At 72.1% G+C, this 22185-nt stretch carries 20 protein-coding genes; 10 read left to right on the forward strand and 10 right to left on the reverse strand.

Translation table 11 applies throughout. From position 1 onward, the window contains the following. Window positions 1-11: 11 nt before the first annotated feature. Window positions 12-1403, reverse strand: a complete 1392-nt coding sequence (locus tag PSEJ31_RS0108285; RefSeq protein WP_028915191.1) for an AMP-binding protein — start codon at window positions 1401-1403, stop codon at window positions 12-14. A gap of 168 nt (window positions 1404-1571) precedes the next feature. Here PSEJ31_RS0108285 and PSEJ31_RS0108290 point away from each other — a divergent pair, with 168 nt between their 5' ends. The 4 genes from PSEJ31_RS0108290 to hemF are packed head-to-tail and all read left to right on the forward strand — an operon-like array spanning window position 1572 to window position 5993. Next, window positions 1572-3965: a S9 family peptidase gene (locus tag PSEJ31_RS0108290; RefSeq protein WP_051403696.1), complete on the forward strand. Its 2394-nt coding sequence runs from the start codon at window positions 1572-1574 to the stop codon at window positions 3963-3965. Further along, the gene (locus PSEJ31_RS0108295; RefSeq protein WP_028915193.1) at window positions 3962-4390 is read left to right on the forward strand and encodes an NUDIX domain-containing protein; all 429 of its coding nucleotides are present in this window, start codon (window positions 3962-3964) and stop codon (window positions 4388-4390) included. The genes PSEJ31_RS0108290 and PSEJ31_RS0108295 overlap by 4 nt, the downstream gene beginning before the upstream one ends. Window positions 4391-4447: 57 nt before the next feature. Further along, a complete protein-coding gene (locus tag PSEJ31_RS0108300; RefSeq protein WP_019398310.1) occupies window positions 4448-5017 on the forward strand; it encodes a hypothetical protein in 570 nt (189 codons plus the stop codon). A 43-nt stretch (window positions 5018-5060) separates the two neighbouring features. Beyond that, window positions 5061-5993, forward strand: coding sequence for an oxygen-dependent coproporphyrinogen oxidase (gene hemF, locus PSEJ31_RS0108305; RefSeq protein WP_019398311.1), 933 nt, complete (start codon window positions 5061-5063; stop codon window positions 5991-5993). 399 nt (window positions 5994-6392) lie between these two features. Here the strand turns inward: hemF and polA are convergent, their stop codons facing one another. Beyond that, window positions 6393-9173 (reverse strand): DNA polymerase I, encoded by a 2781-nt coding sequence (gene polA / locus PSEJ31_RS0108310; RefSeq protein WP_028915194.1) that lies wholly within the window; start codon window positions 9171-9173, stop codon window positions 6393-6395. Window positions 9174-9271: 98 nt separating this feature from the next. Here polA and PSEJ31_RS0108315 point away from each other — a divergent pair, with 98 nt between their 5' ends. Further along, complete coding sequence (locus PSEJ31_RS0108315) at window positions 9272-9568, forward strand: DUF2782 domain-containing protein (RefSeq protein ID WP_028915195.1); 297 nt, start codon at window positions 9272-9274, stop codon at window positions 9566-9568. Window positions 9569-9580: 12 nt separating this feature from the next. On the opposite strand, the gene soxR is transcribed toward PSEJ31_RS0108315, so the two are convergent. Further along, entirely contained in the window at window positions 9581-10051 is a 471-nt protein-coding gene (gene soxR, locus PSEJ31_RS0108320) for a redox-sensitive transcriptional activator SoxR (protein ID WP_051403697.1), read from the reverse strand. A gap of 65 nt (window positions 10052-10116) precedes the next feature. Here soxR and PSEJ31_RS0108325 point away from each other — a divergent pair, with 65 nt between their 5' ends. Next, window positions 10117-10668, forward strand: a complete 552-nt coding sequence (locus PSEJ31_RS0108325; protein ID WP_019398315.1) for an NAD(P)H-dependent oxidoreductase — start codon at window positions 10117-10119, stop codon at window positions 10666-10668. A 20-nt stretch (window positions 10669-10688) separates the two neighbouring features. After that, window positions 10689-12578, forward strand: coding sequence for an ABC transporter ATP-binding protein (locus PSEJ31_RS0108330; RefSeq protein ID WP_037034823.1), 1890 nt, complete (start codon window positions 10689-10691; stop codon window positions 12576-12578). 17 nt (window positions 12579-12595) lie between these two features. Here PSEJ31_RS0108330 and PSEJ31_RS0108335 read toward each other — a convergent pair whose 3' ends face one another. Continuing rightward, a complete protein-coding gene (locus tag PSEJ31_RS0108335) occupies window positions 12596-13900 on the reverse strand; it encodes an MFS transporter (RefSeq protein WP_028915198.1) in 1305 nt (434 codons plus the stop codon). Window positions 13901-13910: 10 nt separating this feature from the next. Then, window positions 13911-14858, reverse strand: coding sequence for an aldo/keto reductase (locus tag PSEJ31_RS0108340; protein ID WP_037034825.1), 948 nt, complete (start codon window positions 14856-14858; stop codon window positions 13911-13913). Window positions 14859-15026: 168 nt separating this feature from the next. On the opposite strand from PSEJ31_RS0108340, the gene PSEJ31_RS0108345 reads away from it, so the two are divergent. After that, a complete protein-coding gene (locus PSEJ31_RS0108345) occupies window positions 15027-15641 on the forward strand; it encodes a DNA-3-methyladenine glycosylase (protein ID WP_019398319.1) in 615 nt (204 codons plus the stop codon). A 195-nt stretch (window positions 15642-15836) separates the two neighbouring features. Continuing rightward, the gene (locus PSEJ31_RS0108350) at window positions 15837-16412 is read left to right on the forward strand and encodes a manganese efflux pump MntP family protein (RefSeq protein WP_026010457.1); all 576 of its coding nucleotides are present in this window, start codon (window positions 15837-15839) and stop codon (window positions 16410-16412) included. A 13-nt stretch (window positions 16413-16425) separates the two neighbouring features. On the opposite strand, the gene PSEJ31_RS0108355 is transcribed toward PSEJ31_RS0108350, so the two are convergent. The 3 genes from PSEJ31_RS0108355 to PSEJ31_RS0108365 form a co-directional block, all read right to left on the reverse strand. Beyond that, on the reverse strand, window positions 16426-16872 hold the full coding sequence (locus PSEJ31_RS0108355; protein ID WP_019398321.1) for a universal stress protein: 447 nt from the start codon (window positions 16870-16872) through the stop codon (window positions 16426-16428). A gap of 88 nt (window positions 16873-16960) precedes the next feature. Next, on the reverse strand, window positions 16961-19141 hold the full coding sequence (uvrD, locus tag PSEJ31_RS0108360) for a DNA helicase II (RefSeq protein ID WP_028915200.1): 2181 nt from the start codon (window positions 19139-19141) through the stop codon (window positions 16961-16963). A gap of 198 nt (window positions 19142-19339) precedes the next feature. After that, window positions 19340-19960, reverse strand: a complete 621-nt coding sequence (locus tag PSEJ31_RS0108365; RefSeq protein WP_028915201.1) for a TIGR00645 family protein — start codon at window positions 19958-19960, stop codon at window positions 19340-19342. A 195-nt stretch (window positions 19961-20155) separates the two neighbouring features. On the opposite strand from PSEJ31_RS0108365, the gene PSEJ31_RS0108370 reads away from it, so the two are divergent. Further along, window positions 20156-20842, forward strand: coding sequence for a glutathione binding-like protein (locus PSEJ31_RS0108370; RefSeq protein ID WP_019398324.1), 687 nt, complete (start codon window positions 20156-20158; stop codon window positions 20840-20842). Window positions 20843-20900: 58 nt separating this feature from the next. Here PSEJ31_RS0108370 and PSEJ31_RS0108375 read toward each other — a convergent pair whose 3' ends face one another. Together PSEJ31_RS0108375 and PSEJ31_RS0108380 are read right to left on the reverse strand one after the other, a co-directional pair. Then, the gene (locus PSEJ31_RS0108375) at window positions 20901-21347 is read right to left on the reverse strand and encodes a zinc ribbon domain-containing protein (RefSeq protein WP_019398325.1); all 447 of its coding nucleotides are present in this window, start codon (window positions 21345-21347) and stop codon (window positions 20901-20903) included. Window positions 21348-21672: 325 nt separating this feature from the next. Then, entirely contained in the window at window positions 21673-22011 is a 339-nt protein-coding gene (locus tag PSEJ31_RS0108380) for a hypothetical protein (RefSeq protein ID WP_028915202.1), read from the reverse strand. Window positions 22012-22185: the final 174 nt, after the last annotated feature.

Raw genomic sequence — 22185 nt, forward strand, 5'->3', positions numbered from 1 at the left:
GCGGGGCGATTCTAGGCCGCGTTGCCTGAGCCGGACCCGACGACCCGGGCACCCGGGCCGGCCAGCGCCTCCAGCACCGACTCGCGGCACAGCTTGCCGGTGGCGTTGCGCGGCAGCGCCGGCAGCAGGCGCACCTTGCGCGGCAGGAACACCGGGTCGACCGTGGCGCGCAGCGCGGCGACGATGTCCGCCGGCGCCAGGCCGGGGGCCACCGCCAGCGCGGCGATCCGCCCCACCCCGCCCTCGCGCTCCGGCTCCAGCTGCACCACCACGCCGTCCTCCACGCCCGGCACGGCCAGCAGGCGGCGGGTGAGATCGCCCAGCGAGGCGCGCTTGCCGGCGATTTCCAGCAGGTCGGCCTGGCGCCCGCACAGGCGGAAGCGGCCATCGGGCATGACCTCGAAGATGTCGGCCAGCACCACCGGCGCCGGCAGGTGCGGTGCGTGCACCAGGGTGCCGTCCGGCTGCGGCGCCAGGCGCACGCCCGGCAGCGGCGTCCACAGCGGGTCGCGCGCGGTGCGGCGGCGCGCGAACACACAGGTCTCGGTGGAGCCGAACACCTCGCGCACCTCGGCGCCATAGCGGTCCTCGGCCTCGGCCGCCAGTTCCTGCGGCAGCGGCGCGGTCGCCGAGACGATCCCGGCCAGCGCCGGCAACGCCACGCCCGAGCGCAGCAGCGCGCGCAGGTGTACCGGGGTGGTCACCAGGATGCGCGGGCCGCAGGCCTGTTCCAGCGCCTCGGCCACGTCCGCCGGCAGCAGCGGGCGGCCGGCATGCACCGCCGCGCCGCCCAGCAGCGGCAGCAGCACGCTCATCTCCATGCCGTACATGTGTTGCGGCGGCACCGTGGCCACCACCTGCGGCTGGCGCCCGCCCCACAGGTCGGCCAGTGCCGCCAGGTTCTGCGCGGTGCCGGTGGCGAAGCCGGCCCAGGTCTTGGCATGCGCCTGCGGGCGGCCGGTGCTGCCGGAGGTGTAGCCGATCGCGGCCAGGTCGCCGCTGCGTACCCGCGGCGTGGCCGCGGCCGCCACCGGCGCGCCGCGCGCGGCCTCCAGCCCCGGCACGGGGATGCCGTCCTCGCCGCCCAGCCGGTAGGCGCCGCCCTCGGCATGGGCCCGGAGCACCTCGGACAAGATGCGCGGCGCCCCGGACGGCGGCAGCAGCGCCACCTGGCCGCGCAGGGCCGCGGCGCAGAAGCCGAGCAGGAAGCGGTAGCGGTCCTCGGCCAGGTGGGCGACATGGCGCGCCTCCGGCAGGCGCCCGGCCAGGTCGCGGGCCTGGGCGAGGAACTGGCCCAGGGTCACCCCGCCGCGGGCGTCGAACACGAGGACGCGCGCCGGGTCGCCCGCCGCCAGGGGCAGGTCTTCGACGGCGGGAAGGGCTGGCTGGATGACGGCTGACATCGGGCTGGGAGGTTCCTGCGACAGTCCCCGCTGCCGCACAAGACGGTACAGGATGGCGGCCGGCCCCGGCGTGGGCAAGCACGGCTGCGGGCGGGCATGACCTTCTGCCGTGGCCGCGGCGGACCGGGCTGGTACCCTGCGGCGCCAGTCCACCACCCGGTTTCGTCCATGACCCAGCCCTTTCCGCGGGCCGCGCGGCGCCTGCTGCCGCTGCTGCTGGCCGCCCTGCCCCTGGCCGCGTCCGCGCAGTCCCCGTCCGCCGCCTTCACCCTGGAACAGGCGATGGCCGACCCGGACTGGATCGGCCCGCCGGTGGAGAAGGCCTGGTGGAGCTGGGACGGACGCGAGGCGCAGCTGCTGCTCAAGCGCGAGGGCAGCACGGTGCGCGACGCCTGGCGCGTGCCGGTGGCCGGCGGTGCCCTGCAGAAGGTCTCCGACGCCGAGCGCGCCGCGCTCGACGCCCCCGACCCGGTGTACGACCCGCAGCGCCGGCGCATGGCCTTCGTGCGCAACGGCGACGTGTTCGTGCGCGACCTGGCCAGCGGCAACCTTCAGCAGCTGACCCGCACCGCCCAGGCCGAGGCGCAGCCACGCTTCGCCGCCGACGGCGGCGTGCTGTGGCGCGCCGGCGACGACTGGTTCCACTGGCGCGCGGACGGGGTGGTCGCCCAGGTCACCACGCTCAAGGCCGCGCGCGACCCGGCCGCCGCGCCCGCGCCGGACGCCCTGCGCGAACAGCAGCTGCGCACCTTGGAAACCCTGCGCCGCGACCGCGAGCGGCGCGAGGCGCAGCGCGCGCAGGAGGAAGCCTGGCGCAAGGCCGACCCGACCCGCGCCGCCGCCCCGGTCTACCTGGGCGACGACGTGGAGATCGTCGACAGCAGCCTGTCGCCCGACGCCCGCCACCTGCTGGTGGTGGTGAAGAAGAAGGGCGCCGATGCCGGTCGCGAAGGCAGGATGCCGACCTACGTCACCGAGTCCGGCTACGAGGAGTTCGAGGACGTGCGCACCCGCGTCGGCCGCAACGACCCGGTCCCGCATGCGCTGTGGCTGGTCGACGCCGCCACCGGCCAGGTGCGCGAGCTGGCGTTCGACGTCCTGCCCGGGATCAAGGACGACCCGCTGGCGGCGCTGCGCAAGACCGCCGGCAAGGAACCGCTGAAGGGCAACCGCCCGCTGCAGGTCGGCGCCGAGGGTGCGGCGATCCGCTGGAGCGATGACGGCCGCAACGTGGCGGTGATGCTGCGCGCGGTCGACAACAAGGACCGCTGGATCGCCAGCGTGGACCTGGCCGCCGCGCGCCTGCAGCCACGCCACCGCCTCACCGACCCGGCCTGGATCAACTGGAACTTCAACGAGTTCGGCTGGCTGCCGGACAACCAGACCCTGTGGTTCGTGTCCGAGGAAAGCGGCCACGCCCACCTCTACACCCAGTCCGGCAGCGGCAAGCCGCGCCAGCGCACCTCCGGCCGCTGGGAGGCCTCCTCGCCGGTGCCCACCGCCGACGGCCGCGGCCTGCTGTTCCTGTGCAACCGCGCCTGGCCGGGCGACTACGAGGTCTGTGCCCTGGACCTGGCCAGCAACGAGGTGCGCGAGGTCACCGCGCTGGACGGCGTGGAGGACTTCGTGCCCTCGCCCGACGGCCGCCACCTGCTGGTCCGCTACTCCGGCAGCTGGCTGCCGCCGCAGCTGGCGGTGGCCCCGCTCGACGGCGGCCAGGCGCGGGTGCTGACCGATACCCGCAGCGCCGCGTTCAAGGCCCGCGCCTGGACCGGCCCGGAGATCGTGCAGGTGCCTTCCCGGCATGGCGCCGGCACGGTGTGGGGCAAGTTCTACGGACCGAAGGACTACGAACCGGGCCGCAAGTATCCGGTGGTGATGTTCGTGCACGGCGCCGGCTACCTGCAGAACGTGCACGCGCGCTGGCCCAACTACTTCCGCGAGCAGATGTTCCACCACCTGCTGGTCGAGCAGGGCTACGTGGTGCTGGACCTGGACTACCGCGGCAGCGAAGGCTACGGCCGCGACTGGCGCACCGCGATCTACCGGCAGATGGGCCATCCGGAGCTGGAGGACTACCTGGACGGCCTGGACTGGGTGGTGGCCAACCGCCAGGGCGACCGCGACCACGCCGGCATCTACGGCGGCAGCTACGGCGGCTTCATGACCTTCATGGCCCTGTTCCGCAGCCCCGGCACGTTCAAGGCCGGCGCCGCGCTGCGCCCGGTGGTGGACTGGACCCAGTACAACCACGAGTACACGTCCAACATCCTCAACACCCCGGAGCTGGACCCGGGGGCGTACCGCACCTCCTCGCCGATCGAATACGCCCAAGGCCTGCAGGACCACCTGCTGATCGCCCACGGCATGATCGACGACAACGTGTTCTACCGCGACTCGGTGGTGCTGGCGCAGAAGCTGATCGAGCTGCGCAAGGACAACTGGGAGCTGGCCTCCTACCCGCTGGAGCGGCACGGCTTCGTGCGCCCGGACTCGTGGTTCGACCAGTACCGCCGCATCCACAAGCTGTTCGAACGCACCCTCAAGGAGCCCGCCCGATGAACATCCCCGTCGAACCGATCCGCACCGTGGCCGCGGTGATCCGCGACCCGGCCGGGCGCGTGCTGCTGGTGCGCAAGCATGGCTCGGATACCTTCATCCAGCCCGGCGGCAAGCGCGAGCCGGGCGAGGACACCCTGCAGACCCTGGCCCGCGAGCTGGACGAGGAACTGGGCGTGGCCATGCGCGCCGATGGCGCCGTCCGCCTGGGCGAGTTCGAGGCCGACGCGGTCAACGAGCCGGGGCGCCGGGTCCGCACCGAGGCCTACGTGGTCCAGGTCGAGGGCCAGCCGCAGGTGCGCGCCGAGATCGCGGAACTGGCCTGGGTGGACCCGCGCCTGCCGTTCCCGGTGAAGGTGGCCCCGCTCAGCGCCGGCCACGTGCTCCCCGCCCTGGACCGGGCGCTGGCATCCGGCGCGCTGGGCTGAGCCCCTGCGCCGGACGGCTTTCGGCACAATGCAGCGGTCGACCCGGGGAACGGATCCATGAACGCACCGCCGCCCTTGCCGCGCAACGGCTTCGTCAGCGTGCTGGCCCGCATCTCGATGCTGCTGGCGGCGCTGGCGGTGCTCGGCTCGCTGGCACAGGCGGCGCTGGCCCTGGCGGTGGGCGACGCCACCGTGGCCCGGATCGCCAGCCACGCCGCCGTGCCCCCGGCGGTGGCCTGGATGCTGGAGCAGCGGCGCCTGCTGTCGCTGCTGGGGCTGCTGCTGTCGGGCCTGTTCCTGGTCTCGTCCTGGGGCCTGCTGCGGCGCCGGGACTGGGCACGCTGGACCTTCATCGCCTTCCTGCTGGCCACCGCCCTGCTCAACTTCGCCTCGCTGGCGCTGGTCGGCCAGTTCTTCGACGGCATGGTCGGGATGTTCCCGCAGGAGTTCCTGGACAGCCGCGAGGGCCGCGAATTCATGGCCCAGATGCAGGCCAACCGGATCGTCTCGCTGGTCACCGCGACGGCCACCGCGCTGGCCTTCGCCGGCCTGCATGGCTGGCTGGCCTGGAAGCTTTGCACCCCGCAGGTGCGGGCCGAATTCCACCGCGACCCGGCAAGCCCTTGATCCCGATCAAGGGCAGGCCCGGGTCGCCCACTAGAATGCACCCATGGATCCGAACTTCGAGCTCGTCAGGGACTACCTGACCGGACTGCAGGACCGCATCTGCGCGGCCATCGAGGCAGCCGACGGCAAGGCCCGCTTCGTCGAGGACGCCTGGACCCGCCCCGGCGAGCCCGGCGCCAGCACCCATGCCGGCGGCGGCCGCACCCGCGTGCTGCGCGAGGGCGCGGTGTTCGAGCAGGCCGGCATCGGCTTCTCCGACGTCTCCGGCAGCCGCCTGCCGCCCTCGGCCAGCGCTGCCCGGCCGGAACTGGCCGGCGCCTCCTGGCGCGCCACTGGCGTGTCGCTCGTGTTCCATCCGCGCAACCCGTACCTGCCCACCACCCATGCCAACGTGCGCCACTTCCAGGCCCAGCGCGACGGCGAGACGGTGGCCTGGTGGTTCGGCGGCGGCTTCGACCTGACCCCGTTCTACCCGTTCGACGAGGACATCCAGCACTGGCACCGCACCGCCTTCGAGCTGTGCGCGCCGTTCGGCGCCGACCGCTACGAGCGGCACAAGCGCTGGTGCGACGACTACTTCTTCCTGCGCCACCGCAACGAGACCCGCGGCGTGGGCGGCCTGTTCTTCGACGACCTGCACGAGGACTTCGAGCGCGACTTCGCCTACCTGCGCGCGGTCGGCGACGGCTTCCTCGACGCCTACCTGCCGATCGTCGAGCGCCGCAAGGACACCCCGTACGGCGAGCGCGAGCGCGAGTTCCAGCTGTACCGCCGCGGCCGCTACGTGGAGTTCAACCTGGTCTACGACCGCGGCACCCTGTTCGGCCTGCAGAGCGGCGGCCGCACCGAATCGATCCTGATGAGCCTGCCCCCGCGCGTGCGCTGGGAATACGGCTACCAGCCCGAGGAAGGCAGCGCGGAAGCCCGCCTGCGCGAGTACCTGGTACCGCGCGACTGGCTGGCGCAGGAGACCTGACACACCAGGGGATAGCGGCTGCGGCCGCCTGGGAGCTTCCGGCGTTACCGGGGACAGGGGCATGGGGGATGCCCGCCGCGCCAGGCGCGGCGACGTCCCGGCAGGGGCGCGCACGAGCGGACGCCGGAAACAAGAAGCCCCGCCAACCAGGGGGAGGTTGGCGGGGCCGGGGAACGACGGCTTGGGGAGGAGCCCCCGTTCCAGTAGATCTACTCCAGGGGAAGGGAGAGATCCGCGACAGGCGTTGCACCTGTCGAGGGTTATGAAAGCACGGGGGACATTGATGTTTCGTGAAGAAAATTCTGGAAAACCGGTCCCGTTTAGGCCGGATTCAGTAGCGCGAAGCGGTTTCTGACTGAAGCATACAGATTCGGGTGAAACCCTCGTGAAACCGGGCGTTCAGTGCGCCTCGTCCCAGTTGTCGCCCACGCCCACGTCCACCACCAGCGGCACGCTCAGTTGCGCCGCCGCCGACATCCGTTCCCGCACCCGTTCCACCAGCTCCGGCACGAACGCCTCGTCGGCCTCGAACACCAGTTCGTCGTGGACCTGCAGCAGCATGCGCGCGCGGTCGGCGTGCGGCGCCAGCCACGCGTCCACCGCGATCATCGCGCGCTTGATGATGTCCGCCGCCGTGCCCTGCATCGGCGCGTTGATCGCCGCGCGCTCGGCGCCGGCGCGCTGGGCCGCGTTGCGCGCGTTGATGTACTCCAGGTGCAGGCGGCGGCCGAACACGGTCTCGACGAAGCCGCGCTCGCGCGCCTGCTCGCGGGTGCGCTCCATGTAGTCGCGCACGCCCGGGTAGCGGCTGAAGTACAGGGCAATGTAGTCCTGCGCCTGGCCGCGGTCGATGCCCAGCTGGCGCGCCAGGCCGAACGCACCCATGCCGTACATCAGGCCGAAGTTGATCGCCTTGGCGGCTCGGCGCTCGTTGACCGTCACCTCCTCCAGCGGCCGCCCGAACACCTCCGCCGCGGTGGCGCGGTGGATGTCGGCGCCGGAGGCGAAGGCGCGCAGCAGGCCCGGGTCCTGCGACAGATGGGCCATGATCCGCAGCTCGATCTGCGAGTAGTCGCAGGCCACCAGCTTGCGCCCGGGCGGGGCGACGAAGGCACGGCGGATGCGGCGGCCGTCGTCGGTGCGGATCGGGATGTTCTGCAGGTTCGGATCGGACGAGGACAGCCGGCCGGTGGCCGCGCCGGCCTGGTGGTAGCTGGTGTGCACCCGGCCGGTCTCCGGGTTGACCATCTCCGGCAGCTTGTCGGTGTAGGTGCTGCGCAGCTTGGCCAGGCCGCGGTACTCGAGGATGATCCGCGGCAGCTCGTGCAGGTCGGCGATCGCCTCCAGCGCCTCTTCGTTGGTCGAGGGCTGGCCCTTGGGCGTCTTCACCAGCGCCGGCAGCTTCAGCTCGTCGAACAGCAGCGCGCACAGCTGCTTGGGCGAGTCCAGGTTGAAGCTGCGCCCGGCCAGTGCGGTGGCGCGCTCCTGCGCCTCCAGCATCCGCCGCGACAGGTCCGCGCTCTGCCGGCGCAGCTCCTCCATGTCCACCAGCACGCCGTTGGCCTCGATCCGCTCCAGCACCTGCACCAGCGGCATCTCGATGTCGCGGTACACGGCCTGCAGCTGCGGCTCGCCCTGCAGGCGCGCCGACAGCACCCGGTGCAGGCGCAGGGTGATGTCGGCGTCCTCGGCGGCGTAGCGGGTGGCGTCCTCCAGCGCGCACTGCGAGAACGGGATCTGCTTGGCGCCCTTGCCGCAGATGTCCTCGTACTTGACCGTGGTGTAGCCGAGGTGGCGCAGGGCCAGGCTGTCCATGTCATGGCGGGCGTTGCCGGAATCGAGCACGAAGCTCTCCAGCAGGGTGTCGTCGGCGTAGCCGGCCACCGGCACGCCGTGCCGGCGCAGCACGTGCAGGTCGTACTTGCCGTGCTGGCCCAGCTTGCGCACCGCCGGGTCGGCCAGCAGCGGGCGCAGCAGGTCCAGGGCCTGGCCACGCTCCAGCTGCGCCGGCGCGCCGGGATAGTCGTGGCCCAGCGGCAGGTACGCGGCGCGGCCGGGTTCGGCGGCGAAGCTCAGGCCGACCAGGCGCGCGCGCATCGGGTCGAGGCTGTCGGTCTCCGTGTCCAGGGCGAAGCTGCCGGCGGCGCGCAGGGCCGCGATCCAGGCCTGCAGCTGCTCGACCGTGGTGATGGTCTCGTACTGGCCGGGCGCGGCCAGGGCCGGGTCCAGGCCCTCCGGGGCGGCGGCCGCGGCGGTGGCGAAACCGGTGCCGCGGGCGCGGCCGGGCTCCTTCTCGGCCACGTTGCCGGTGGCCGCGCCGCCTTCCAGCTCGCGCAGGGCCTGGTTGAAGCCGTAGCGGGCGTACAGCGCGCGCAGGGTGTCCACGTCCGGCTGGCGCAGCACCAGCGCCTCCGGACCCTGGGCCAGGGCCACGTCGGTGCGGATGGTCACCAGCTCGCGGTTGAGCGGCAGGCGGTCCAGGGCCGCGCGCAGGTTGTCGCCGATCTTGCCCTTGATCGAGGGCGCGGCGGCGATCACCCCGTCCAGCGAGCCGTACTCGGCCAGCCACTTGGCCGCGGTCTTGGGGCCGCACTTCTCCACCCCGGGGACGTTGTCGATGGTGTCGCCCATCAGCGCCAGCAGGTCGACGATGCGCCCGGCCGGCACCCCGAACTTCTCCATCACCGCCGCGTCCGAATCCATGCGGCTTCCGGTCATGGTGTTGACCAGGGCGATCGAACCGGCGCCCCTGCCGGGCTCGCGCACCAGCTGGGCGAAGTCCTTGTCGCCGGTGGAGATGGTCACCTCCATGCCGGCGTCGGCGCCGCGGGTGGCCAGGGTGCCGATCACGTCGTCGGCCTCCACCCCTTCCACCCGCAGGATGTCGATGCCCAGCGCCTGGACGATGTCGCACATCGGCTGCACCTGGGCGCGCAGCTCCTCGGGCATCGGCGGGCGGTTGGCCTTGTACTGCGGGTACAGCTCGTCGCGGAAGGTCTTGCCCGGGGCGTCGACCACGAAGGCGACGTAGTCGGGCTTCTCCTTGAGCGTGGCCCGCAGCATGTTGACCACGCCGAACAGCGCGCCGGTGGGCTCGCCGGCGGCGTTGGTCAGCGGCGGCAGCGCGTGGAAGGCGCGGTAGAGGTAGCTGGAGCCGTCGATCAGGATGAGCCGTTTCATCGGGGCATTCTAGCGGCCCGTGCCGGTACCGGCCGGGAACGGCGCGGCGCGCGCGCCCGGCTGGCGCATAATGGCCGCGTCCACACGGAGAACCCGCGATGCGCACGCCGATCCTGACCGCCGCCACGCTGGCCAGCCTCCTGCTCGCTGGCTGCGCCACCACCGCCACCGCCGACGCGCCGGTGGACGTCAGCGGGGCCGAGGTCGCCAGCCGGGTGCTGGAGAATGGCGACCGGGTGGACGAGTACCGCGTGGCCGGCCAGCTGCGCATGGTCCGCATCACCCCGGTGCGCGGCCCGGCGTACTACCTGTACGACCGCGATGGCGACGGCACCCTGGACCGCGACGACGCCGAGGACCTGCCGCAGGTCTACTGGAAGCTGTTCTCCTGGTGAGCCGCGCCGGGCTCAGCCCGGCTCCAGCCGGCGCGCGCCCGGACCCTGCCGGCCCAGCACGTCGCCCGGGTTGCGCAGCGGGCACTCGCGCAGCGACAGGCAGCCGCAGCCGATGCAGCCGTCCAGCTGGTCGCGCAGGCGCACCAGGCGCTCGATCCGCGCGTCCAGTTCGGCGCGCCACTGGTGCGACAGCCGCCGCCAGTCGGCGCGGGTCGGCACCTTGTCCTGCGGCAGGCTGGCCAGCGCCTGCGCGATCTCCGCCAGGGGGATGCCGGCGCGCTGCGCCACCTTGATAAGCGCCACCCGGCGCAGCACCGCGCGCGGGTAGCGGCGCTGGTTGCCGGCGCTGCGCTCGCTGCGGATCAGGCCGCGGGCCTCGTAGAAATGCAGCGCGGAAACCGCCAGGCCGCTGCGCCTGGCCACCTCGCCCACGCTCAACCAGTCGCCGCCGCGCGGATGCGCCGGACCGCGGGATGCCGCCATCGCTTGACCTCAAGTTTGCTTGAGGTCCTAGCCTGCCACACCCCCAAGACGAGGAGCGTCCGCGCATGCCCGACCCCACCCTGCGCCTTGCCCTGCTGTACGGCAGCGACCGCCGCCAGCGCTTCTGCGACACCATCGCCGCCTGGGCCGTCGCCCACGCCGAGGCGATGGGCGGCTGGAGCATCGACCGCCTCGACCCGGCCACCCCGGAGGGCCGCGACGGCGCGGCGCTGGAACGCAAGGTCCGCGAGGCGGACGCATTCCTGGTGGTGACCCCGGAGTACAATCACGGCTACCCGGCCGCGCTCAAGGCAATGATCGACGCGGTCTACATCCCCTGGCAGGCCAAGCCGGTGGCCTTCATCTCCTACGGCGGCCTTTCCCGCGGGCTGTGCGCGGTGGAGCAGCTGCGGCAGGTGTTCGCCAGCCTGCACGCGGTGCCGCTGCGCGACGGCGTCAGCTTCGCCCACGCGCGCGACCAGTTCGCCGCCGACGGCACGCTGCCGGGCGGGCACCCCGCGCACAAGGCGATGCGCCTGGCCCTGTGGCGCCTGCGCTGGTGGGCCGGCGCGCTGCGCCAGGCCCGCCTCCTGATTCCCTACGACGCCGCCGCCTGAACGGCCCCCGCAGATCCCCGATGGACGCACCCGCCCAACCGACCCCGTCCCGCCGCAGCTGGCTGTTCCGCTGGTTCGAACGCCGCATCGACCCGTACCCGCCGGCGCCGGTGGTGCAGCCGCCACGCTCGCTGTACGCGTTCTGCCGGCACTACACCCGCGGCACCGAGCCGTGGCTGGCGCTGATGGCGGTGCTGACCACCGCGATCGCGGTGACCGAGGTGTCGCTGTACGCGTTCACCGGCTCGATCGTGGACCGCCTGTCCAGCCACACGCCGGCCACCTTCCTGGCCGAGGAAGGCTGGAAGTTCGCCGCCATGGCCGCGGTGGTGCTGGTGGTGATGCCGGCGCTGAACCTGCTCAGCTCGCTGGTGATCCACCAGACCCTGCTCGGCAACTTCCCGATGCGGATCCGCTGGCGGGTGCACCGCTACCTGCTGCGCCAGTCCATGGGCTACTTCCAGGACGAGTTCGCCGGGCGCATCGCCACCAAGCTGATGCAGACCTCGCTGGCGGTGCGCGAGACGGTGATCAAACTGCTGGACGTGGGCAACTACGTGGTCGTGTATTTCGGCGGCGCGCTGCTGGTGGCGGCCTCGGCCGACTGGCGGCTGATGCTGCCGTTCGCCGGCTGGCTGCTCGCCTATGCCGCGCTGCTGCGTTACGCCATCCCGCGGCTCAACAAGGTCGCCCAGGAGCAGGCCGACGCGCGCTCGACCATGACCGGGCGGATCGTGGACAGCTACACCAACATCGCCACGGTCAAGCTGTTCTCGCATTCGCGCCGCGAGGAGGAGTACGCGCGCGGCTCGATGGACCAGTTCCTCGGCACCGTGCACCGGCAGATGCGGCTGGCGACCTTCGTCAACGTCAGCAACGACACCCTCAACATGCTGCTGCTGTTCGCGGTGGCCGCCACCGGCATCGGCCTGTGGATGCAGGACGCGGTGAGCGTCGGCGCGATCGCGGTGGCCATCGCCTTCGTGCTGCGGCTGATGGGCATGTCGCAGTGGATCATGTGGGAGATGTCGGCGCTGTTCGAGAACATCGGCACGGTGCAGGACGGGATCAACTCCATCGCCCTGCCGGCCACGGTCGACGACAGGCCTGGTGCCAAGCCCATCGGCCCGGTGCGCGGCGACATCCGCTTCGACCACGTGACCTTCCACTACGGCAAGAAGGGCGGCGTGATCGAGGGCCTGGACCTGCACGTGCGCCCGGGCGAGAAGGTCGGCCTGGTCGGCCGCTCCGGCGCCGGCAAGTCGACCCTGGTCAACCTGCTGCTGCGTTTCTACGACCGCGAGGGCGGGCGCATCCTGGTCGACGGCACCGACATCGCCACGGTCACCCAGGATTCGCTGCGCGCGGCGATCGGCGTGGTCACCCAAGACACCTCGCTGCTGCACCGCTCGGTGCGCGAGAACATCATGTACGGCCGCCCCGACGCCACCGAGGAGGAGATGGTCGAGGCCGCGCGCCAGGCCAATGCCCACGACTTCATCATGGAACTGGTCGACGCCAAGGGCCGCCGCGGCTACGACGCCCAGGTCGGCGAGCGCGGCGTCAAGCTGTCCGGCGGCCAGCGCCAGCGCATCGCCATCGCCCGCGTGCTGCTGAAGAACGCGCCGATCCTGGTGCTGGACGAGGCCACCTCGGCGCTGGACTCGGAGGTCGAGGCGGTGATCCAGGAGAACCTGTACCGGCTGATGCAGGGCAAGACGGTCATCGCCATCGCCCACCGCCTGTCGACCATCGCGGCGATGGACCGGCTGGTGGTGATGGACCAGGGCCGGATCGTCGAGCAGGGCACGCACGAGCAGCTACTGGCCGCCGGCGGGCTGTACGCGCAGCTGTGGCAGCGCCAGTCCGGCGGGTTCCTCGAGCTGGAGGCGGAGGCCGCGGCGCCCTGAACCGGCGCCGTGCCCCGCTACTGCGCCGCCGCCTCGCGCCGGCGCTGGGCGCGGCCCAGGGCCACGCCGGTGCCGGCCCAGACCAGGGCCACGCCGGCGCCGATGAACAACGCCAGCGACGGGTGCTCGCCCAGCAGGTCGAGCATGCGCTTGACCCAGGCCGAGAGCGCGTCGCCGCCGCGGTAGACCGCGGTGTCGATGAAGTTCTTGGCCTTGTACTTCTGCGCCGCCGGCACGACCGTGTAGAGCATTTCCCGGCCCGGGCGCACCAGCGCGTACTCGCCGGCGCGGCGGGCGACCATCACCACCACGAACACCGCGAACACCGGCGCCAGCGCCAGCCACAGGAAGCCGGCGGCCATCACCAGCGGCACCGCCACCAGCAGCACGCCCACGCCCAGCTTCCTGGCCACGTGGCCGGTGACGAACAGCTGGGTGAGGATGGCCAGCACCTGGACCACGGTATCGATCAGGCCGAACACCCGGGTCTGCTGCTCGCGGTGCGGGAACAGCTCGGCCACCAGCCGCGCCTGCTCGAAGTACAGGAAGGTGGTGACCGTGGTCAGCAGCACCACGAACAGGCAGATGCCCAGCAGGAAGGGCGAGCGGAACACGTCGGTGGCACCCTCGAACGGGTTGCCGCCCAGCCGCTTCGGCGGCGGTGCCGCCGCGCGCTCGTGCGCCGGCAGCGGGTGGCGGTCGCGCCAGCGGTGCAGCCACAGCGCGGTGGCGGCGCTGGCGCCGATCAGCAGCGAGGACAGCAGCAGCAGGCCACCGTGGCCCAGCGTCCCCACCAGCAGGGTGGTCAGCACCGGCCCCAGCAGGCCTCCGGCGCTGGCGCCGGAGGCGACCAGGGCGAACAGGCGCCTGGCTTCCGAAGGCGCGAACACGTCGGCCAGCACGCTCCAGGCCAGCGAGATCAGCAGCAGGTTGACCACCGAGACCCAGATGTAGAACGCGCGCCCGACCCAGACGTTCTCCGGCTGCAGCAGCAGGCTGGCACCGAAACCCAGCAGGGTCGCCACCACCGCGCCGAACACCCAGGGCACGATCCGCCGCCGCGGCACCTTCGAGGCGATCCAGCCGAATACCGGCAGCACCGCGACCGTGGCCAGGAAGGTGCCGGTGAACAGCCATTGCAGGTTGTCCACGCCCCCGGCCACGCCGAAGGTCTCGCGCACCGGCCGCAGCATGAAGTAGCCGGTGAACAGCAGGAAGAACATCGCCAGGCCGGCGCCGACCGCAGGCGCTTCGTGCGGCTGCACGCCGAACAGGCGCGACAGCAGGGGCTGGCGGCGGGCGGAATCCGGCGAGGACGTCATCGGCGCCGGCTCAGGCGGAGAACATCCGCACCAGCTCGCGCTGCTGCGCCTGGTCCAGCAGCGGGCCGGTGCCGGCCGCGAGCTGGTCGCGCTGGCGCTCCGGCTTGCCGGTGGCCGGGATCACCACCGTCACCGCCGGATGGCTGATGGCGAACTTCAGGAACATCTGCGCCCAGGATCCCACGCCGACCTCGGCGGCCCAGCCGGGCAGCGGTTTGCCGCGCACCTGGGCGAACAGTCGGCCGTCGTCGAAGGCGCGGTTGATGAGGACCGCCACGCCGCGGTCCCGCGCCAACGGCAGCACAGTCTTCGCCGCGTTGGTGGAGTTGACCGAGTAGTGGATCTGGATGAAGTCCAGCGCCTCCGTGCGCAGGATCTGCTCCATTTCCGCCAGGCCGGCGTCGGTGTAGTGGGTGATGCCCACGTACTTCGCCTTGCCCTGGGCCTTGAGCTCGCGCGCGTAGGGCAGCTGCCGGCGCCAGTCGCGCATGTTGTGCACCTGCAACAGTTCCACGCGGTCGGTGCGCAGCCGGCGCAGCGACTCGGCCCACTGCGCCTGCGCCGCCTCGCGGCTGTCGGCGGCGATCTTGGTGGCCAGGAAACAGCGATCGCGCCAGCCGCCGTCGGCCAGCAGGCGGCCCACCACCGCATCGGAGCGGCCGTAGTTGGGCGAGGTGTCGATCACCGCGCCGCCGCCCTCGAAGAAGATCCGCGCGACCTCCTCCAGGGCCTGGTATTCGGGCGTACCGAAGTCCACGTCGTAGCTGCCGGAGGTGCCGGCGCCAATCACCGGCAGCTGCTGGCCGGTGGACGGGACCGGGCGGGTCAGCAGCGGGGAAGCACCGGATTGCCCGGCAGCCCACAGCCGGCCCGGGGTTCCCAGCAGGGTGGCGCCGGCGACGGCGGAGGTGGCCAGCAACGACTGGGCGAGGAAGCGGCGACGCGAAGAGGTGTTCATGGAACGGACTCCGTTGGCGGCTCGCGGTCCGCCGATGCTAACCCCATTTCCCGCCTTCGCATGTGCAGCTTGGCAGGGGGCCGGCGGTCATGCCCTGGCGGCAATGACGCACCGGCGCGCGCCGGCACGCTAGGCTGCAGCCCGTTTCCCCGGATCCCATCCGAGCCCGTGAGCGAACTCCCCGACCCCGGCTGGCAGGTGCTGCCGCGCGAGTTCTACCGCCGCCATCCGGCCGAGGTGGCGCCCGAACTGCTGAACAAGATCCTGGTGCGCAGCGACGGCCGCGCCGCGCGCATCGTCGAGGTCGAGGCCTATGCCGGCAGCGAGGACCCGGCGGCGCACTCGTTCCGCGGCCCCACCACGCGCACGGCGACCATGTTCGGCGAGGCCGGGCACCTGTACGTGTACTTCACCTACGGCATGCACTGGGGCAGCAACGCGGTGTGCGGCGAGGTCGGCCAGGGCTACGGCGTGCTGCTGCGCGCGGCCGAACCACTGCTGGGCGTGGAGCTGATGCGCCAGGCGCGGCCACGCGCGCGGCGTGAGCGTGACCTGGCCAGCGGCCCGGGCAAGCTGTCCCAGGCCTTCGGCATCACCGGCGCGTTCGACGGCGCCGACCTGGTCGGCGGCGACCGTGGCCTGTGGATCGCCTGCGACGGCACCCCGCCGCCGGATGCGCCCGTGGTCGGCCCGCGCATCGGCATCAGCCGCGCGGTGGAGTTCCCCTGGCGCTGGCACGTGCCCGGGCACCTGCACGTCTCGGTGCCGCCGCGGCGGCGATGACGGCCTGTGTGGTATCCTGTCCGTCCTCGTTTGGGGAGTAGCCTGCCCCGCCGCAATGGCAGGGCGTCCGCGTCAACACACTCGGCCCATGGCCGTGGCGCGGACACCGCAAGGACTGGCGAGACCAACGGTTGGCTGACGCGTCCGAGGCTGGGCGCCAGCCGGCCGTGTCCGTTGTCCAGCCTGGTATTCCCGATGCGCCCGCTTTCCATCCTCATGATCGGCCTGGCCATGTCCACCGATGCCTTCGCCGCGGCCGTGGGCAAGGGCGCGGCGATGCAGCGCCCCGGCATTGGCCTGGCCCTGCGCACCGGGCTGCTGTTCGGCGTGATCGAGGGCATCACCCCGGTGATCGGCTGGCTGCTGGGTATCGCCGCGGCGCGTTACATCACCGCATGGGACCACTGGATCGCGTTCGCCCTGCTGGTCCTGCTGGGCCTGCACATGATCTGGCACGGCATCCACCCGGACGACGACGAGGACGGAGAAAATCCGGCTCGGCGCCACGGCTTCTGGAACATGGCGCTGCTTGCCTTGGGCACCAGCATCGATGCGATGGCGGTGGGCGTGAGCCTGGCCTTCCTGGATGCGCCAATCGCGGTAGTCGCCCTGGTTATCGGCCTGTGCACGATGGTGATGGTCACCATCGGCATCCTGCTCGGGCGCGTGTTCGGTGCCCTGGTCGGTCGCCGCGCGGAGCTGGCCGGCGGCATCGTGATGATCGTCATCGGTGCCACGATCCTGCACGAGCACCTCGGCGGTGCGGCCTGACGGCCGCGCACGCTCAGCGCACGACCAGCACCGGCACCTTCGAACGCGCCACCACCGCTTCGGTCTGGCTGCCCAGCAGCACCTTGCCCAGGCCGCGACGACCGTGCGAGGCCATCACCACCAGGTCGGCGCCCTGCTCCCCGGCCGCATGCACGATGGCGTCCGACGGATGCCCGTCGGGCACGTGCACCGTGGTGCAGGCGACGCCGGCGGCGGCCGCCTGGGCGGCGGCATCGGCGAGGATGCGCTGGGCCGAGCGCTCGCAGCCTTCACGGTATTCGCGCTGCATGTCCGGATCGGCCGACAGCGCAAGAGCGTCGTCGAAGGCCGGCATCCACGGCTCGGTCACGGTGACCACGACCACGTGCGCGCCCACCGCGCGGGCCAGGTCCAGGCCGTGGTCCAGGCCCTTGCCGGCCAGCTCGGAACCGTCGGTGGCGATCAGGATGCGTCGGTACATGGCGGCCTCCAGGCGCGGGACTGCGCATATTGCACCCCCGCGGGCGTGATGGCGGCAGATACGCCGCCGCCCCGCCCGGGCCGCCGGCTCAGACCGGCTGCAGCTTGGCGAAGGCCAGCACCAGCCACTTGCTGCCGGCCTCGTCGAAGTTCACCTGCACCCGGGCGTGGGCGCCGCTGCCCTCGTAATCGGTGACCACGCCGCGGCCGAAGCTGGGATGCACCACCGCCTGGCCCAGGGCGATGGCCGGGGCCTCGATCGCCGGGTGCACCTGGGTGCGCGGTGGCGCCGCCATCGGCCGCGCCACCTGCACCCGCGGGCGCACCTCGTTGAGCAGGTGCCCGGGGATCTCGCGCAGGAAGCGCGAGGGCAGGCCGTACATGTCCATGCCGTGGATGCGGCGGCTCTCGGCATAGGTCAGCACCAGCTTCTGCCGCGCGCGGGTGATGCCCACGTACGCCAGGCGCCGCTCCTCCTCCAGCCGCCCCTGCTCCTCCAACGACTTGCTGCTGGGGAACACGCCCTCTTCCACGCCGACCAGGAACACCAGCGGGAATTCCAGGCCCTTGGCCGAATGCAGGGTCATCAGCTGCACCCCGTCCTCGTCGGCCTGGGCCTGGCCTTCGCCGGCCTCCAGCGCCGCATAGGACAGGAAGGCGACCAGCTCGCTCATGCTTTCCTGGTCGTCGTCCAGCTCGGCGCGGGAGAAGCGCGAGGCCACCGACACCAGCTCGTCCAGGTTCTCCAGGCGCGACTCGGCGTCGAGCTGGCCGCGGGCCTCGCTGGCCCAGTGCTGGCGCAGGCCGGAGCAGGCCAGCACGTGGTCCACGCGGTCCTTCAGCGCCAGGTCGGCGGTTTCCGCGTCCAGTGCCTCGATCAGGGCAAGGAAGCCGGCGACGGCATTCCGCGCGCGCGCGGCCAGGGCGTTCTCGGCCACCAGCGCGGTGGCCGCATCCCACAGCGACTGCGAGTGCTCGCGGGCGCGGCGCCGGATCTCGTCCAGGGTGCGGTCGCCGATGCCGCGCGCCGGGGTGTTGACCGTGCGCTCGAACGCGGCGTCGTCGGCGCGGCTGGCGACCAGGCGCAGGTAGGCCAACGTGTCCTTGATCTCGGCGCGCTCGAAGAAGCGCATGCCGCCATAGACGCGGTACGGCACCTGTTCGGACAGCAGCACCTCTTCCAGCGCGCGCGACTGCGCGTTGGAGCGGTACAGCACCGCCGCCTCGCGCCAGCTGCCGCCGTCGCGCACCCACTGGCGGATGCGCTCGACCACGAAGCGGGCCTCGTCCATCTCGTTGTAGGCCGCGTATACGTCCACCGGCTCGCCCTCGCCGCTGTCGGTCCACAGCTGCTTGCCGATGCGGTCGGGGTTGTGCGCGATCACCGCGTTGGCGGCGTTGAGGATGTTGGCGGTGGAGCGGTAGTTCTGCTCCAGGCGGATGGTTTGCGCGCCGGGGAAATCGCGCAGGAACTGCTGCACGTTCTCCACCCTGGCGCCGCGCCAGCCGTAGATGGCCTGGTCGTCGTCGCCGACCACGAACACGCGGCCGCTGTCGCCGGCCAGCACCCGCACGAAGGCGTACTGGATGGCGTTGGTGTCCTGGAACTCGTCGATCAGCAGCTCGCGGAAGCGGGCGCGGTAGTGGCCCAGCAGGGCCGGGTTGTCGCGCAGCAGCTCGTGCGCGCGCAGCAGCAGCTCGGCGAAGTCGACCAGGCCGGCGCGGTCGCAGCGCTCCTGGTACAGCTCGTAGGCGCGGCGCATGGACTCGGTCCACGGGTCGTTGACCGCCTGGATGTGCTGCGGGCGGCGGCCCTCGTCCTTCTGCGCGTTGATCCACCAGGCGATCTGGCGCGGCGGGAAGCGGCCCTCGTCCAGCTCCAGCTGCTGCACCACGCGCTTGACCAGGCGCTGCTGGTCGTCGCTGTCCAGCACCTGGAACGACTCCGGCAGCCTGGCCTCGTTCCAGTGCAGGCGCAGCAGGCGGTGGGCGATGCCGTGGAAGGTACCGATCCACATGCCGCGGCTGCCGTTGCGCAGCTGCATGTCGGCGCGGGAACGCATCTCGCCGGCGGCCTTGTTGGTGAAGGTGACCGCGAGGATCCCGTGCGCCGGCACGCCGTGGACCTCGTTGAGCCAGGCGATGCGGTGGGTGAGGACGCGGGTCTTGCCGGAGCCGGCGCCGGCCAGCACGAGGTAATGGCCGGGCGGGGCCGAGACGGCCTCGCGCTGGGCGCTGTTGAGGCCGTCGAGAAGGTGGGAGACATCCATCCGCGCATTTTACGGGGAAGCAGGGCGCAAGCCGTGAGACGCGTGCCCGCGGCCGGCGCCCGCAGGCCGCCCCGATGGCCGCGGAGCGAGGCCTGGCGCGGCCTGCGCGGGTTCCGCGGATACCTGAACGACGGAGGGCCGCCCCGTGGCGGCCCTCCGGTGCGTTGCCGTGCCGCCGTGGCGGCCACAGCGCGCGGCTCAGTGGCCGGCGTGCTCGCGCTTGTGGCTGGTATGGGTCATCAACTTGTCAGTCCAGGCGATGCCGATGGCCGACAGGATGAACACGATGTGGATCACGGTCTGCCACAGCACGCCGTCGGTGGTCAGGGCGTTGCAGCGCGCCGCGCCGACGTTGGAGGCGGCGGTGGCGACCAGCTCCGGCGGGCAGAACGGCAGGCCGTTGAGGGTGCCGGCGGCGATGAAGGTCTTCAGCAGGTGGATCGAGGAGATGCCGATGATCGCCATCGCCAGCTTCACCTTGAGCACCGAGGCGTTGACGTGGCTCAGCCACTCCGGCTGGTCCGGATGGCCTTCCAGGCCCAGGCGCGAGACGAAGGTCTCGTAGCCGCCGACGATCACCATCACCAGCAGGTTGGAGATCATCACCACGTCGATCAGGCCCAGCACGATCAGCATGATCTGCTGCTCGCCCATGCTCGGCGCGTCGTGCACCAGGTGCCACAGCTCCTTGGCGAACAGGAACACGTAGACGCACTGCGCCAGGATCAGGCCCAGGTACAGGGGCAGCTGCAACCAGCGCGAGGCGAAGATCAGCGAGGACAGCGGACTGAGCGGGCGGCGGGGCGTGGGCTGCGACATGGGTGGGTGCTGCACTGCGGAAAAGACGGCGCAGGTTAGCGGCGCGCCGGCCCGGCTGCCAAGCGGCCGGCGGACCGGCGGGCGCCGGGGCGGTCCCGGCGGCGGGCCCCGGCTGCAACGCAGCGGACCACCGGCGCCCACGGGGCCATGCCCTCCGCGGCCCTACACTCGCCGTTCCGAAGCGGAGGCAAGCGCATGATCGAGCTGTACTACTGGCCCACCCCCAACGGCCACAAGATCACCCTGTTCCTGGAGGAATCCGGCCTGCCCTACACCATCAAGCCGGTGGACATCGGCAAGGGGGACCAGTTCAGGCCGGAGTTCCTGGCGTTCTCGCCCAACAACAAGATGCCGGCGATCATCGACCGCGAGCCCAACGACCTGGGCGAGCCGGTCACCGTGTTCGAGTCCGGCGCGATCCTGCGCTACCTGGCCGACAAGACCGGCCGCTTCGGCGGCGAAGGCCTGCGCGGCCGCGTCGAGGTGGACCAGTGGCTGGCCTGGCAGATCGCCGGCCAGGGCCCGATGACCGGCCAGTACGGGCACTTCACCGTGTACGCGCCTGAGCGGATCGAGTACGCGATCGACCGCTACACCCGCGAGGTGCAGCGCCTGCTGGGCGTGCTCGACAGGCGGCTGCAGGGCCGCGCCTTCATCGCCGGCGATGACTACACCATCGCCGACATGGCCGCCTATCCGTGGATCAACCCGTACACGAAGGCACCGCTGGACCTGGAGCCGTATCCGGAAGTACGCCGCTGGCACGCCAGCATCGCCGCGCGCCCGGCCACCCAGCGTGCCTACGCCCTGACCCGGCAGGTCAACCCGAACGCCGGCAAGCCGCTGACCGAGGAAGAGCGCAAGCACCTGTTCGGCCGCTGAGGCAGCGGGCGGCCACCCGGCGTGGCCGCCCGTGCAACGCGGCGCCGCGGCCGGCGGCTCAGCCCTCGCCGGCCGGCGCGGCCGGTGCGGCGGCCGCCTGCTGCCGCTCCAGGTGCAGCAGGATGCTGCCGACCTTGGACAGCAGGTAGCCGAAGAACAGGCCGTTGAGGGTGCCGCCAAGGGCCAGCAGCATCCAGAACGGATCGAAGCCGGACCCGACCACGCACACCACCGCGCCGACCACGGTGACCCAGCCCAGCGCCCGGCCCAGGAACTTGGCGTTCCGGCCCTCGCTGTCCGGCACCTCGCTGGCGGCCGCGGCCGCGCGCGCCGCCGCCTCCTGGTCCAGCCGCTGCAGTTCGGCGCGCAGGCCCGGGATCTGTTCCAGGACCTCGCGCGGCAGGTTGTTGCCGCAGGCGGTGCACCAGATGCGATGGTGCTCATCGCCGATGGCCTGCTGGCAATGCGGGCAGTTGACTAGCGGATTCCCCCTGACTTTCGCCACAAACGTTCCTTGCTCAAGACGCATGCGAGAAGCGCCATCCGCGGGGATGGCGCGGACTTCCGACCCGTGTCGGGCGACGGATTATCGGGTGCGGCGGGCGCCGCCGGAAGCCGTTCCGGGCGGCAACCAGCCCGTACGCAGCGACGGCAGGCACTTGCGCGGGCAATGGAAGAACCTCGTGCCCGCGCCCGCCACCAGCGCCCACACCCGGGGCGGTGTTGGACCAGGACATGCCCGGCCGGAACGCCTCCCGCACCCGGCCCGGGCCACGCCCGCCGCGGCAGACGGGGTAATGCCGTGGCGCCGCGATCCGCGTTCCTCGCGCCTAGGCGCAGGGGAAGGTGCGGGACAGGCCGATCAGCAGGAACAACTCGACCGGCTCCTCGTCGCGCACCCGGCCGTCCTCGCGGGCCTTGCGCAGGGCCTCGTCGATGATCCGCCGGTAGTTGTCCTCGTTCAGCGCCAGCTTCGGCGGCGCGCAGTACAGCGGACGCTGGCCGCCGGTGGCCAGGGCGGCATTGGCATAGGTGAAGCCGTTGCCCAGTCCCAGCAGGTAGATGCCCTGGGCGATGCGCACTTCCGGATCGGCCGAATCCCGCTGCGCCTCGTAGTCGGCGACCGTCAGCGCGCATGCGCCATCGACCACGGTCATCGCGGCGAGCATGGACGCCGCCGCCAGCAATCGCGAAACCTTCAATGCATCCCCCAACAGGCCGGACCGGAAGGGCCACAGGCCGGCCGGGGCTCGCCGCCGCAGTCCTGCGGCGCTGCCCGGGCGCGTCCATGCAAGCCCGCGGCGGGACTCTGCTGGGACACGCCACGGCTGTCAATCCTGGCG

The sequence above is a fragment of the Pseudoxanthomonas sp. J31 genome, from assembly GCF_000510725.1.
Lineage (GTDB): Bacteria > Pseudomonadota > Gammaproteobacteria > Xanthomonadales > Xanthomonadaceae > Pseudoxanthomonas.